This window comes from Tissierella praeacuta DSM 18095, from assembly GCF_900128955.1.
GTDB classification, from domain to species: domain Bacteria; phylum Bacillota; class Clostridia; order Tissierellales; family Tissierellaceae; genus Tissierella; species Tissierella praeacuta.
Genome location: NZ_FQTY01000004.1, coordinates 209,426 through 224,001 on the forward strand (window position 1 = coordinate 209,426; position 14,576 = coordinate 224,001).

Consider the following 14,576-nt stretch of genomic DNA (forward strand, 5'->3'; position numbering starts at 1 on the left):
AAATTGAAAAAATTATTATCACTTACATTAGTTGTTGTATTAGCATTATCAGTAGTAGGCTGTAGTAAAAAAACTTCAGATGAAAATGTAATAAAAATAGGTGTATCTCCTGACCCACATGCGAAACTGGTCAGCCTAGTTGTAGATGACTTAGAAAAAGAAGGAATTAAAATTGAAATAATTGAATTTACAGATTATGTAAAACCAAACTTAGCTGTTAATGATGGAGAAATAGATGCTAATTTCTTCCAACACGAGCCTTATCTAAATGATTTTAAAGCAAAAGAAAAATTAAATATAGTATCTTTAGGAAAAATTCATGTAGAGCCAATGGCATTATATTCATCTAAATATAAAACTATAGAAGAAATACCTGATGGTGCTGAAATAGCTATACCAAATGATACAGTAAATGGAGGGAGAGCCTTACTATTACTTGAGGCTAATGGATTAATTAAGCTAAAAGATGGAGTTGGATATGAAGCTACTGAAAATGATGTAACTGAAAATCTTAAAAATCTTAAATTTACTCCTCTAGAAGCAGCTTTTCTTCCAAAGTCCTTAGACGGTGTTGATGCTGCTATAATCAATGGTAACTATGCCCTTGAAGGAGGTCTAAACCCTGTAAAAGATGGTCTTTTAATTGAAGGGGGAGAATCTCCTTATGCTAATCTTATCGCTGTAAGAGCTGGAGAAGAAACTCAAGATAGGTTTGTTAAATTATTAAAGGTATTACAATCTGAAAAAGTTAAAAAATATATTGAAGAAAATTATGATGGTGCTGTAGTTCCAGCATTTTAAAAGACAGAGGCAAGTTTATCTTGCCTCTGTTAATAAATACATAAAACTTATTTGCTTGATTTATATTTTCCCTGTATCTCTATATCCTTCATATTTATTATAAACTGCTTATCATGATTATACATTGGATTATATCTATGGATTGAAATATAGCCTTCCCTTGATTCAACAGAATTATTTATATTATCTTTTTCTAAAGCAGTATTCTCATATAAGAATATCACCTGCACCAACTTTTTTCGATTCTTAGGATTTTCTGCTATAAAGGTTCCAGTAACATTTTCATTTTTAATAGTTAATCCATCTATATTAATAGTATCGCCATCTATTTTTATAGGTAATTCGGAACTTATTTCCTTAATCATACCATTCTTATTTGGATATCCAATTAAAATTAAATTTCCTTGTTTATCTGATTCTATTAAATCTTTTTCTTCTTTAATCTTAATATTTGAATTATTATCTTCTTCAACATTAATTTCTCCCATGCTATCCCTTACTAACATCTGAGTAAATTCTTTAAATTTCATTGAATCTTCTTTACTTAAATACTCTGGCTTTACTATTATTACATCTTCTCCTTCTAAGGCTCTGAGAGCTATACTACCTATTATCAATCCATTTCTCTTTTCTGATTCCTTTAAATAACGTTTTTCTTGGTTTCTATATACAGCTTCTCGTTCCTCTCGAGTTAATTTAATATCCTCAGGAAAATAATTAGGTTTTGTAACTGAATCTTCCATAGAATTTCTAATATCTTTTCCAGCAACTTTTTCTATTATATCTAATAAATTTTCTATAGTTGCATTTTTAAATTTATACTCTTCAAAATATGTTTTTAATATTTTAATAAATTTTTCTTCCCCTACCTTCTGTTTTAAAGATTCAAAAAAAGCAGGTCCCCTCCTATATATAGTTTCACTATAATCTCCCCATTCTTGAAACTCATCTACACTACTATTTAATGGTAATATATTTAATGGATATATGGAATTTCTTATAGTATAATCAATTCCATTTTGATGTTCTTTTCCATATTCTTTTTCAAAATAGTATGCAGTAGTAAATACAGTTAAAGATTCATCAAGAAAAGGTTCTTCGAATTCATTATTTCCTACTGCTACATACCACCATTGGTGAATAGCTTCATGAACTGCTGCTTCTATTATAAATGGAGCATTTTCTTCTATGTCAATATCTTCTAAATCCCAATATCCTCCCATTTGTAATACTTGAGGGTATTCCATTGCTCCCCCTCCTAGATATGTTTCCACGATTTTAAGCTCATCATAAGGATATTTTCCTATAATTTTGTTCATAAATTTTACAGTTTTAGCTACTTCATCTAATACCATAATAGCTGTATTCTCTTTTTTCCCTTCTTCCATAATATAATAGTTGCTGATTTTAATACCATCTACTTCTTTAGTTTTCACTTTATATCTATCACTCATAAATATAACAAAATCTCTAACATTTTCAGCTTTTATAACTATAGTCTTATTTTTATCATTTTCTTTTTCCTCTATTATGGTTCCTGTTGGTGCTACTACCATTTTCTTCGGTACGGTAAATACTACATTATAGTTTGAAACATCACTATAATTAGACTCTCCTATAGGATGGTATGGATTTTCATCCCATTTCTTATCCTTCTCATTATAGATGGATAGGATTGGATACCAATTGGTTAGAGAATAAATTCCTTGTAGATGATGGAAGCGATGATATCCTTCGGGAATCTTTATGGTAAACTCAATTTTTATCTCTGCATTTTCACCCTTCTTTAAGGGTTCTTCCATATTTATCTTTAGTATCTGATTATCATCTGTGTATTTAACTTCTTCATTATTAATCCTTACACCTTGTACCTTAATATAACCTTTTTGTTCCTCTGTTAATCTTGGTATTTCTTCTCCTTCATGTAAATACATACCACCTATGGCTGGCAATGTTTCGTAGGACTCATAGGCATTCGGATAAAGATGAAACACTAAACTATTTAAGTCCGTATTATAAGTATTAGTAAAAGTAACCTTTTGCTCTCCTTTTACAGTATGATTTTCAGTATCTAAGGTAATATTCATTTCATACTGAGTCAGATTATCTAAATCTGCTGTAAATCCTAATTGAAAACTACTTAATAGAATTACTAAAATTAACGTTATTGATAAAAATCTTTTCTTATTCATGATATCCCCCCTATTTTTTTACATATACATTATAATCTTATCATAAATCTTCCTAAGATTTCCAACTAAATATGAGAAAATACTGATAATTTTATCAAATTTTTACTTTTTTTTATTTTTGAAATTAATAGCCATAGAAAACTTCTATTTTGTTTTTAGAATTCTGACTATTCCTTAACTCCTTTAATAATTGCTCAGTAAAACCACCCAACTCATAATTATCAATCTCATTTAAGTCTACCCAATCATATTCTTCAGCTTCATCATTTAAAATAACTTCCCATGAATTTGTTTTACATTTATAATCAATAAATATAAAATGCTTTCCTTCATGAAAAGTATCACTAAATATACTTTCCTTTACACTTATTAATTCAATATCATATATTTCTAATCCAGTTTCCTCAAGTATTTCTCTTTGTAAAGCTTCTTCCATTTTTTCACCTAGTTCAATATGTCCCCCAGGAATCACATATTTATTATTCCATTTATGTGATTTGCAAAGAAGTATTTTATTATCAGGATTAAAAATTATAGCTCCAACAGTAGGTTCAGGGTATTTCATATATGCTTCACTCCTTATATCTATTAATCCGATTTTATCATAATTCCAAAATATATATTTAAACATTATTCAAATAAATCATTTATAATTGGAACTATATTAAATAATGGTTCTTCATATGGATGAATTTTTCTAATAGCTTCAATTGCCTTTTTAACATATTCTATTTTACATCTTGCTTCAACCTTACATTCCTCCCCTTCACAAATCTCCCCTACTTGTCCATTATAGGGATTAGCCCCTTCTAATGGTCTCCAATATCCTCTAACATTAGTTACAGATATACAATTGTCATAATCTCCTACTTTACAAGCATTTGCTTTATTCAGCTCATCTCTTAACTCTATAACATATTCCTCTGGAATATAGATTTCAATTTTTACCTCTTTAATTTCCATAGTTTTATTTACTCCTTTTTTTATTTAACTTTTATTTTTGCTATGAATTATTTAAATTTCATTTTATATATTAAGTATTTCTTCAACGTTATAACATGCATTGGATAAAAACCTTTATAATTATTTTCCAATAATTCTTCCAATTCATCCAATGATATCTATTACAATAGGAAAGCATTATATATTAAATATAATATTTTTTGAAAAATTTAATATGATATAGAAAAGTAGATGGTCTTTTCCATCTACTTATTTATAAATTTTGAAATTTTAAAATGTCCTTCATCCTAATCTATAGACTATTAAGATATAATTGTTAGTTCTTTTCCTATTTCTTTAAGATTATCTAATCTCTCAGATAATGTTTTAATGGATTTTGCCTGGTCTTGAGTTATTACATTACAGAATCTTTAAATTCCTTAAGCATATTATCTATTTTTTTATTAATCTTTTAGACAAATGTTAATAATCTATATCTCTAATTTATGATAAATTTAGAAAATATAACCTTATTTATATCATAATTATATCATTTTTCTACAAAAGTTCTAGTAGACTTATAAATAATTCGTGTAATATGATAAAACAATAAAAAGTTTATTAAAACATTTATAAATTCCCTAAATATCCTCACTCAAAAGTAATCTGTTCTAAAATTTCATTTGCTTGATTATAATCAGACTTTTCTACTAGGATATCAGTTCTATATGATGAATCACCACTAATTATCCTCATATATCCTCCAGCCCCATAATCCTTTACAATATAAGGAATATTGTTATCATCTAATATACTTTTTATTATCCCCAATTCAAAATTATTGTTAGTTGTTCTTAATAGAACTAAATCAATTTCACTGGATTGTTTATTTTTCTTAGTCTTCTTTCTTTTAAACATAATCTCTCCTCCCAATAATTATTAATTTAAATATTAAACTTCATATTAGTATCCTTATATTATTTATTTATTTCATTTTAAAAGCTTTTAATATTAGAATACCTATTATGCTATAGAAATTTATATTATAAATTTTCTAATAAGTTTAAATCCTATGTATTGCAAATCCTCAAAAAACTACTAATAAAGCTTCACAACTGATTATCCGAATTAAAATTAATATAATTAGGAAAACTATTGCAATTGAAATATAAGTATAATATTGGGTTTAGATTCATAAAAGATAAATTAAAAGAAGAATCTTTCTTAAAAGATATAAGTTTATTAAATATAATATACCCTTTAATTAATGTTTTAATAATTATCTTTTTCATGACGTTCTATATTGCTTTCCAAAATCCTTCTTTTCCAAAATAATTTTTCTATAATGTTCTATTAAATAACTCCTAATTAAATAGGTTATAGCAATCTTTTAACTAATATAACTTTCATTAAATATTTTAAAATCTTAACTAGCAGCCCTATATTTATTAATATAAGAAATCTGAATAATAAAATATCAATAATGATATACTGATTATCTTCAATTATTAGATATACATTAACATCATATATATAGGAATCACTATTAACATTAAACTAATACAACATGCTATTGTATATTTTTCAGTCTGTCGCCCTTCTTTAATAGCTTTTATTGCCCCAATTAAATTAACCACAAATATAATTGGGGTAACCCAAATTGTATAGAATCCAATTACTGCTATAAATTGCATTTCTTCCCCTCCTATTCTTCTGTTTATAATTTTATAAATATTATTTTTCACATATAATATAAATGATATCTTAGCTGATTCTATTAAGGAAAATATAGGTCATCAAAGCCCTCTATCATATTCATTTTCAATGTATTCAATTAGTTCAAATACATTTATCTCTTTCCAATATATTCTAAGTTTCTATTACAGACTAATCTTTACAATAAAATATATTATTCAAAAAACCAAAAAATTATATATCTATACTATTCTACATTTTCCTTAGAATTCCTTCTCATTTCAAAATATTTTTATAGTTGAGCCTATATAAGCTAAATATAAAAAACCATCATAATTAAATAATTATGATGGTCTTTTATTCTCCTTGTTTAATTCTATAATTCTTTAATATTTGTCAAGGTATTTGTAATTGGTGGAACTACTTGTTTTTTTCTTGAAAGTACTCCTGGTGCATAAAATGAGTTGTTAACAAGGCTTTTTCCAAATGCCTTTGCCACTAATTCTTTGTTATGCCCCACCACTACCATTTCCGAAGCCTCTTTGAATATATCTGTTAACATCAATATAAATATAGAATATCCTCTTTCTTCTGCTCTTTCTTCCATTAATGATATTAAGTCACATTTCATATCCTTTAGGCTATCTGGATCCATAGTATATACTTGAGCAATCCCTATCTTATCTTCATCTATAGTAAAAGTTTTGAAATCTTCACTAAGTAATTCCTGAGGTGTTTTTCCAACTAAGGAAGTACCTGCTTTAAACATCTCCATTGCAAATTTCTCTACGTCTAAATCTGCTATTCTTGCCAATCTTTCCAATATCATTCTATCAACATTAGTTGATGTAGGAGATCTAAATAATAAAGTATCGGATATTATAGCTGCCGAAAGTATTCCTGCTATTTTTTTTGAAGGTCTTCTTCCATTTTCAAATAATATGGAGGCTATTATAGTAGATGTACTTCCTACAGGTTCATTTCTAAAATATATAGGATTCCCCGTAAATACATCTGCAACTCTATGGTGGTCAATAATCTCTAGTATTTCACATTCTTCTAAGCCATCTACTGATTGACTGCGTTCATTGTGATCAACTAAGATTACTTTCTTCTTCATACTAGATATTAAATGATATCTAGATATTAAGCCAACTACTTTATTGTTATTATCATCATCTATTACTGGGTAAGATCTATATCTTGTTTGTGACATCTTTTCCTTTACATTGTCCACTAAATCATCAAGAGTGAATAACTCTAAATTATCCTTTGACATTACATGGCTAACAGGAATAGATTGAGTTATTAACCTAGAAGTAGTAAATGTATCATAGGGAGTAGCTATTATAGTTATACCTTTTTCCCTTCCTAAAGTTATTATATCTTCATCTACCTTGATATTCCCAGTTACAATCATTAAAGAGATACTGCTACTTACTGCTAGTTCCTGTGCATCCTTTCTATTTCCGCATATAACTATATCATTTTCTTCTATATATTCTCCTGCAGATTTAGGTTCCATAGCTAGAACCAAAATCTTACCTGTAAGGGGTTTTACTTCATTTGGAATTGTAATTATCTTAGCAGACAAAGTATCTACAATATTATCTATAGAAGTGCCTGATTTCCCTAAAATGCCGTTATCCCATACATCTATATATGATCCTATTATATCTGATATTGTTACAATACCTGCTAGTTGCTCATTTTCATCTATTACAGGAAGACTGTTCAAATTGTTTTTCTTCATCAATTCTAAAGCCATACGTAATGATATATCTGGACTAATGGGAGCAATTTTATCAAAATCTAAGTCTTCAACACTTAATCTCACAGTTTCTAGAAGGATGGGCATTTGAACTCCAAAATATTCTAAAACAAACTGTGTTTCTCTATTTATTTCTCCAAGCCTAACAGGAATAGCGTTGATATCTCCATTGGCATTTTTATATTCCGCATAAGCTAAAGCCGCACATATTGAGTCTGAATCAGGATTTTTATGACCTGTTATATATACTGTTTCTTTCATATTTTCCTCCACTATCGTTTATCTTTAGTTCATATTATACCACTAAAATATTAATATTAAATTATAAAAAGCTGATGTAAGACATCAACCTTTTATATATCTAACTCATTATAATCAAAAATAATTCTTTCTCCATCATTTATAACTATACAAGGTAATCCTACTCTTCCAGATTCCTTAACCTCTTTAAATTCTTCATAATTGTCCCTATACTTCAAAAACCTTTTTAAATTTAGCATACCTTCTGAAATATCTAAATATAAAAACTTAATATCATGACTTGAAAGATACTCTTTCGCAGGCTCACAATCTGGTCAATATTTACTTCCAAATACAATTACTTTTTTCATTTGCATCTCTCCTTACTTAAATTATTAATTCTATCTATGACCTGTATTTTAACATTATTATACCTTATAGTTTTATATTTTTGAACCCTCCATCTTCTTTTTATTCTTCTAAATAAAATAACTATCATTTTAGTGTAAAACACCAAAATGATAGTTATTAAATCTATTTAGCTGCATTTTGTCCAGCAATTCTACCGAATACTGTGATATCGGCAAGTGCATTGCTACCTAATCTATTTGCCCCTTGAACTCCTCCTGTTACTTCTCCTGCTGCATATAACCCTTCTATTACATTTCCTTCTTTATTTAATACTTGGGCCTTTGTATTGATTTTTATACCACCCATTGTATGATGAACAGCTGGAGTTGCCTTTAATATATAAAATGGTCCAACTTCTATAGTTGAAGGTAAACTTCTTTTATTAAATTCTGGATCCTTTCCATCTGCTACATATCCATTATATTTATCAACAGTTTTTTGCAATTCTACTGCATCTATTCCAAAGAATTCAGCAGCTTCTTTTATAGTATCTGCTTTTACTAATAAATCATTTTTATATAAGTAATCAAGTTCTGGTTCATGGTTTTCTTGTAATTTACTTGCTTCAAATCCCTTTTGGTCAATTAATTCGTAACATACATGTCCTGTCTGAGCTTTAATAGCCATAGACATTACATCACGTCTTCCTAATTCCTCTACAAATCTTTTACCTTCCTTATTGACAATAACAGTATGTCCATATAACCTTGCATCATCATAATAAAGCAATGTACCTGTTAATGGATCGCATATTGGATATGTCTGAATATATTCCATACCTACTAAATCTGCACCCACTTTTTCAGCCATTGTAATACCATCTCCTGTACTGCCTGTTGAGTTGGTAGATAAAATTGTTTCATCTATATCAGGATTGTATTTCTTTCTCATTTCAATATTGGAGCCAAATCCTCCTGATGCTATGATTACTGCCTTATTAGTATTGAAAGTATAATTTGTTTTTTCATCTTCTGCTTTTACTCCAACAACTTTCCCATTTTCATCTACAATTAAATCAGTTGCTTTAGTGTTTAAAAGAACAGAAATCCCCATACTTTCAGCCTTAGCTAATTGTTTAGTTATTATTTCCTTGCCGCTAGCACCTGCTGGGACTAAACTCCTTTTAACTGAATGTCCTCCAAAGAACATTAATTCATCTTCCCAAACAACTCCAACTTCATCTCTTAACCATTCAGCACCAGCTAAAGCATTCTCTGCTAATACCCTGACTAATTCTTCATTTCCCTTATTATCCCCACCTTTTAGGGTATCTTGAATATGAAGTTCTATACTATCTTCAATGCCTTCTTTTTTCTGTAACCAGTTATTTGAACAGGCATATTCTGCACCTGATATCAAAGTGTTTCCACCAGCCATAGGCATTTTCTCTAAAACTATTACATCAGCTCCTGCTGCTTTAGCTTCTATGGCAGCAGAAAGTCCTGCTCCACCAGCACCAATTACTACAACATCATGAGTTTTTATAACTTCTTCTTTACTTACACTACTAGCTGCAACATCTATCTTTTTCAACATATCTGGTGTTGCACCTGCTGCTTTCAGTGCTGAATTTACTGCCTCTAAAAATCCATTGGAAGTAAAAGTACATCCTGAAACTCCATCTACTTCAAGACTGTTTTGTGATATTATACTTTCTGTTAATGTTTCCATAGCAGTATCAAATCCTGGTGTTTCATTATGGTTTAATACTTTAATATCCGTAATTGTATCATCTGCAATTGTTACCTCGACTTTTATCTCTCCACCTTTACCTGTACCAACACCCTCATATACACCATCCTTTATAGATGTTGCAGTGTTGCCATTATTTACCTTTTCACTCTTATTACAACCTACCAAACCTATTACCATAGTAGCTACTAATAAAAATACTAAAAACTTTTTCAACTTTTGTCCCTCCTATTTATGTTAACTTATTGTTTATATTGTTATTAGTTTAACACAGATATTCTTTTTAGTATTTACACTGATATGTCTATTTTTGCACTTTAAAATACAGTATTTAAAAATATGAAAAAATCTTATATAATAATTATTAAGTTTAAATGTCTAAATTAAAGGTGGAAATCATGTCTTTACGTTTAAAAATTATCTTAGTTTTTGTTTTATGTATAATACTTACCTTTTCTCCTCTATTATTTATATTGGAAACAAAAGTTAAAACTTTAAATATGGAACAACTTGAACATCAAACTTTACAATTAATCGATTCAAAGTCAATTGAAATTGGCTCTTGGTTAAATCAACGAATAAGCGAAATAAGAATTATACATGAATATGTTTCAACTAATGAATTTAATTTAATGGCTTCAAGACTTTATTTGACTCGCTTAAATAAAGTTTTAAGTAAGCAATATGGAAATTTAAATGAAACATTTGCAATAGGTGCATTAGATGGATATGGATGGATAAATGATAATATTACTATTCATGTATCTAATAGAGATTACTTCAATAAAGTAATGTCTTCAGATGTAGAATATGTTATATCTAAACCATTAGTTTCTAAATCTGATAATACTCCTATTTTTATTATTTGTTATCCTATTATAAATGATAAAAATAAAAAAATAGGATTTATTAATGGTGCTGTTAATTTAGAAAAAATTTCTGAAATAGCAAGTAGTATTGATGTCTATAATGGATTTTCTTGGATTATGAATAAGGATATGGATATTTATTCTATTTCAAAGGATATTTTGACTAATAAATATATTTCTACAGAAGAATTAAATAAAATAGTTAAGAAATCTAAAGAAATAAACTCTGGAAGAATTTCCTTGAAAAATATATATAATAAAGATGCAACATTGTTCTTTTCCTCCATTCCTTATACAGAAGATTGGATATTATGTACTATAATAGAAAATAATTATATTCATGCTCAAACTAACAATATAATTAACTTAGTCATTATTCTAGGAATAATCTTGCTATTCTTTTCTATTTTACTGGCAATTATTATTTCTGGTACTCTTGTAAAGCCAATATATAAATTAAAAAATCACATGGTAGAAGTGTCCAACGGAAACTTAGATTCCTATTATGAAACTAAAAATAATGATGAAATTTCTATTTTAGGTAAAGTTTTTAATCAAATGCTTATGGATATAAAAAAATTAATAAATCAAGTATATAAAGTCCAAACCCAAAAAAGAAATGCTGAGTTAAGAGTATTACAATCTCAAATAAATCCCCATTTTTTATATAATACACTAGATACAATTCAGTGGAAAGCTTTAGAGTATAAGGCCTTTGACGTTGCCGATATGATTAATTCTTTATCAATATTTTTTAGAATATCCTTAAGTGATGGAAAAGAATTCATTACAATATCAGATGAAATAGAACATGTACGCAATTATTTGGAAATTCAAAAAACACGTTATAAAGATAAAATTAGTTATAGCATTAACCTAAAGGAATCAATTTCTCAAAATTTAGTACCTAAAATGATTATACAACCTTTAGTAGAAAACTCTATTTATCATGGACTAAAGCTTAAAAAGCAAAAAGGAATTATTAATATAAATGTATTATCTGAAAATGATTATATTATTATAGAAGTTATAGATAATGGTATAGGTATGAATCATAAAATGCTTGCTACAACTAAAGATAATTTATATAATTCTATTGAATCTGAGCATTATGGATTGTATAATATCAACGAACGTTTAAAGCTTACTTTCAAAGATAAATATAATATTGATATTGACAGTGAATTTGGAAAAGGAACTAAAGTATTGTTAAAGATACCAAAAATAAGTGAGGGGTTTCAATGTTTAGAATAGTCATAGCCGATGATGAAGAAATAATACGCAACGGTTTAAAAAATTTAATTGAATCTTATGATTTGGATTTATCAGTTGTTGGTACAGCTCAAGATGGAGAAGAAGCTCTACAGTTAGTGAATATATACCAACCTGAAATTATTTTAATGGACATCAATATGCCTTTTATCAATGGTCTTGAAGTGATAGAAAAAGTTAAAGAAATTGTTCCTAATTCCAAGATAATTATTATATCAGGATATGATCAATTTGAATATGCACAGAAAGCATTAGAACTTGGAGTATTTAGTTACTTACTTAAACCTATACAATATAGAAACTTTAAAAATATTATTGTTAAAGCCATGGACTCCTATTGTGAAAGAATGTGGGAAATAAATAAATTGAAGGAAATAGATGGTGATAATATTAGTCAAAAATGTGTTGGAAATCAAGCAATTAATTATATAAAGGAAAATTTTACTAGAAATGATCTAACATTAAATCTTATAGCTGAAAATTTGCATATAAGTCAGTCCTATCTTACTAGATTAATAAAACAAAAAACAGGAGCCAACTTCACTGATTACCTTAATAAACTAAGAATTAATATGTCTATAAATCTTCTATTGGATAAAGATAAAGACTATACCATACATGACATTTCAAATATGGTTGGTTACAGCACCCAGCATTATTTTAGTAGAGCCTTTAAAAATTATATGGGACTTTCACCTAATCAATATAGAAATAAAAATTCTATCAAGAATTAAATTCTCGGAAATACTTCAGCTTTCATTATTTTTTCAATAACAGCTGATTTATTTCCAATTCATATCTATTACCACAATTCAAATAAAATTTTCTAAGCTTCTTTAAATTTTGTAGTAGTAATCTTACCATCTACTTTGCTTAAAGTTTTAACTTTCAACGTTGGATTGATTACGTCAAATTGTGCTATAATATCTTCAAATATTTTAAATTCTTTTCTTTTAATTACAACTTCTATTTGATATCTCTTTTTCTCATCGTTTCCTCCAACAAGAAAGTTATTAACTGTATATCCTGTTTCTCTAAGTTTCTTTGCTATTTCCATAACCTTGTCTTTATCACTTAAAAATAAATCTACTTCTAAAATTCCCAAAGCTAATCTATCTTCAATTTTACCACCTATAAAAACTCCCGCCGTTCTTCCTAAAGCATATGCTACAGTAAATTGAATACCATCTGAGCTAGTAACTTTACTAACAATAGTTGCAAAAATCATGGCATCTGCAAAAACTAATAAATAAACTGGATTCATAATTTTTTTAGACATTAATATTGTCTTTAGTGTTGCTAAAATATTTGTAAAAGCAGTCACTAAAAACAAACCTACAAGTGCAAATATAACATTTATTCCCATTTAAACACCTCCTTTTTAATTTTTATATCACAAAAACTAATATACAAATTGTATATTAGTTAGCAATTAATTAGTCGTATTCCTATTTAATAATCCAAATGGAAAATTCAAGATTGAATAAATCTGATACCCTTTCGGGACATATAGGGATAAAGCAAATGGTTCATAGCTAAAAATCACCATTATAACTTTAAAATAAAGATAAGATTGATGTAAAAATTATTTTAAATACTTTAACTAAGTTCCAACCATTAATCTAACTATATTAGTATACTACATATCTTAATTATTTGCAAATTACAATTTGTTTTTACATCTCATTATTTTATATCAAATATATATTGTATAGAATTATCATACTTTATATAGAAAAACACTTAAAAAAACTGTTGACATTATCATATTAAAGTGTTATCATTTTTTTTAATATTAAAAATGCTTTGATGGAGAGAAAGATATCTAAACTTATTTACAGAGAGTTGGAAAAGGTGAAAACCAACATTAAGAAGATATGTAATATTCACTCCTAAGCTGATTCGTTAAACCCATTCTGCAAGTAGACGAATCCGAAAACCCATCGTTATAGGGGATAGGACTGTTAGGTCTGATTGAGTGATGACTTTTTGTCATAATTAGGGTGGTACCACGGAGATAAAATCTTTCGTCCCTATAAATATATAAAATTATATTTATAGGGATTGAAAGATTTTTTTTTATGACCTAACACAACAAAGGTTGTAAGTTAATGTAGGTCAGCACCAACCTTAATGTAGAATTTATCATGGTAGTCCCAGTTAGGGTCAAATCTATAGGAGCTTAGCCAGTGAATAGATTTGAGTTGCGAAACTACGTGAGGTTACTTAAGAAAATTCTAATTATCTAATTGCATTCAATCTATGCCAATTATCCTATAAATCCTATTAATTACATTACAAGGAGGATAAAAAAATGAAAAAAAGTAAGATTAGTAAATTAGTATCTTTGGCAGTAAGTGGTATAGTATTTTTATCAGGTTGTAATTCAAATGTAAATAATCCAAATAGTGTATCTGAAGAAAAAATATTTAAAATTGGTATCAGCCAATTAGCAGACCATCCAGCACTGGATGATGCTAGATTAGGTTTTGAAGATGGATTAAAAGAACTTGGAATAAATGCAGAAATAGACTACCAAAATGCACAAGGAGATATTCCTACTACCATGAGCATATCTCAAAAATTTATAAAAGATAAAGTTGATTTGATTTATGCTATAGCAACACCAGCAGCCCAATCTGCAAAACAATCTACTAATGATATTCCTATACTATTTAGTGCAGTAACTGA

The 14,576-nt window shown here is 27.8% G+C and carries 13 protein-coding genes and 1 other annotated feature; of the genes, 4 read left to right on the plus strand and 9 right to left on the minus strand.

Annotated elements, in window-relative coordinates; all coding sequences use genetic code 11:
* Positions 1 to 3 precede the first annotated feature (3 nt).
* Positions 4 to 801, plus strand: a complete 798-nt coding sequence (locus BUB33_RS06975; RefSeq protein ID WP_200778152.1) for a MetQ/NlpA family ABC transporter substrate-binding protein — start codon at positions 4 to 6, stop codon at positions 799 to 801.
* Between the two features lie 47 nt (positions 802 to 848).
* Here the strand turns inward: BUB33_RS06975 and BUB33_RS06980 are convergent, their stop codons facing one another.
* The 8 genes from BUB33_RS06980 to BUB33_RS07015 form a co-directional block, all read right to left on the minus strand.
* Positions 849 to 2,993 (minus strand): M1 family metallopeptidase, encoded by a 2,145-nt coding sequence (locus BUB33_RS06980; RefSeq protein WP_072974746.1) that lies wholly within the window; start codon positions 2,991 to 2,993, stop codon positions 849 to 851.
* 124 nt (positions 2,994 to 3,117) lie between these two features.
* Positions 3,118 to 3,558, minus strand: coding sequence for an NUDIX domain-containing protein (locus tag BUB33_RS06985; RefSeq protein WP_072974748.1), 441 nt, complete (start codon positions 3,556 to 3,558; stop codon positions 3,118 to 3,120).
* Between the two features lie 65 nt (positions 3,559 to 3,623).
* Positions 3,624 to 3,956, minus strand: a complete 333-nt coding sequence (locus tag BUB33_RS06990) for a YqfO family protein (RefSeq protein ID WP_072974751.1) — start codon at positions 3,954 to 3,956, stop codon at positions 3,624 to 3,626.
* Between the two features lie 630 nt (positions 3,957 to 4,586).
* Positions 4,587 to 4,853 carry a putative signal transducing protein gene (locus BUB33_RS06995; protein WP_072974754.1) on the minus strand — a complete coding sequence of 89 codons (267 nt, stop codon included), beginning with the start codon at positions 4,851 to 4,853 and terminating at the stop codon, positions 4,587 to 4,589.
* Between the two features lie 590 nt (positions 4,854 to 5,443).
* A complete protein-coding gene (locus BUB33_RS07000; protein ID WP_072974757.1) occupies positions 5,444 to 5,629 on the minus strand; it encodes a hypothetical protein in 186 nt (61 codons plus the stop codon).
* Positions 5,630 to 6,006: 377 nt separating this feature from the next.
* Complete coding sequence (locus tag BUB33_RS07005) at positions 6,007 to 7,662, minus strand: putative manganese-dependent inorganic diphosphatase (RefSeq protein ID WP_072974760.1); 1,656 nt, start codon at positions 7,660 to 7,662, stop codon at positions 6,007 to 6,009.
* Between the two features lie 92 nt (positions 7,663 to 7,754).
* A complete protein-coding gene (locus BUB33_RS16575) occupies positions 7,755 to 7,901 on the minus strand; it encodes a hypothetical protein (protein WP_234950006.1) in 147 nt (48 codons plus the stop codon).
* Between the two features lie 274 nt (positions 7,902 to 8,175).
* A complete protein-coding gene (locus BUB33_RS07015; protein ID WP_234950007.1) occupies positions 8,176 to 9,960 on the minus strand; it encodes a flavocytochrome c in 1,785 nt (594 codons plus the stop codon).
* Between the two features lie 284 nt (positions 9,961 to 10,244).
* On the opposite strand from BUB33_RS07015, the gene BUB33_RS07020 reads away from it, so the two are divergent.
* Together BUB33_RS07020 and BUB33_RS07025 are read left to right on the plus strand one after the other, a co-directional pair.
* Positions 10,245 to 11,867 carry a sensor histidine kinase gene (locus tag BUB33_RS07020; protein WP_159429170.1) on the plus strand — a complete coding sequence of 541 codons (1,623 nt, stop codon included), beginning with the start codon at positions 10,245 to 10,247 and terminating at the stop codon, positions 11,865 to 11,867.
* Complete coding sequence (locus BUB33_RS07025; protein WP_072974766.1) at positions 11,855 to 12,619, plus strand: response regulator transcription factor; 765 nt, start codon at positions 11,855 to 11,857, stop codon at positions 12,617 to 12,619. Before BUB33_RS07020 ends, BUB33_RS07025 begins: the two co-directional genes overlap by 13 nt.
* Positions 12,620 to 12,711: 92 nt before the next feature.
* Here the strand turns inward: BUB33_RS07025 and BUB33_RS07030 are convergent, their stop codons facing one another.
* Positions 12,712 to 13,251, minus strand: a complete 540-nt coding sequence (locus BUB33_RS07030) for a DUF5698 domain-containing protein (RefSeq protein WP_072974769.1) — start codon at positions 13,249 to 13,251, stop codon at positions 12,712 to 12,714.
* A 431-nt stretch (positions 13,252 to 13,682) separates the two neighbouring features.
* Positions 13,683 to 13,923, plus strand: a binding site (T-box leader).
* A gap of 276 nt (positions 13,924 to 14,199) precedes the next feature.
* Here BUB33_RS07030 and BUB33_RS07035 point away from each other — a divergent pair.
* Positions 14,200 to 14,576 (plus strand): ABC transporter substrate binding protein (locus BUB33_RS07035; protein WP_268807667.1); only part of this gene is annotated, 377 nt, incomplete at its 3' end.

Bases quoted from the DNA above. Each gene is read 5' to 3' on its own strand.
- BUB33_RS07000 (WP_072974757.1), bottom strand. From the start codon at position 5,629: ATGCAATTTATAGCAGTAATTGGATTCTATACAATTTGGGTTACCCCA.
- BUB33_RS07030 (WP_072974769.1), bottom strand. From the start codon at position 13,251: ATGGGAATAAATGTTATATTTGCACTTGTAGGTTTGTTTTTAGTGACT.
- BUB33_RS07020 (WP_159429170.1), top strand. From the start codon at position 10,245: ATGGAACAACTTGAACATCAAACTTTACAATTAATCGATTCAAAGTCA.
- BUB33_RS06995 (WP_072974754.1), bottom strand. From the start codon at position 4,853: ATGTTTAAAAGAAAGAAGACTAAGAAAAATAAACAATCCAGTGAAATT.
- BUB33_RS07005 (WP_072974760.1), bottom strand. From the start codon at position 7,662: ATGAAAGAAACAGTATATATAACAGGTCATAAAAATCCTGATTCAGAC.
- BUB33_RS06985 (WP_072974748.1), bottom strand. From the start codon at position 3,558: ATGAAATACCCTGAACCTACTGTTGGAGCTATAATTTTTAATCCTGAT.
- BUB33_RS06990 (WP_072974751.1), bottom strand. From the start codon at position 3,956: ATGGAAATTAAAGAGGTAAAAATTGAAATCTATATTCCAGAGGAATAT.
- BUB33_RS06980 (WP_072974746.1), bottom strand. From the start codon at position 2,993: ATGAATAAGAAAAGATTTTTATCAATAACGTTAATTTTAGTAATTCTA.
- BUB33_RS16575 (WP_234950006.1), bottom strand. From the start codon at position 7,901: ATGCTAAATTTAAAAAGGTTTTTGAAGTATAGGGACAATTATGAAGAA.
- BUB33_RS07025 (WP_072974766.1), top strand. From the start codon at position 11,855: ATGTTTAGAATAGTCATAGCCGATGATGAAGAAATAATACGCAACGGT.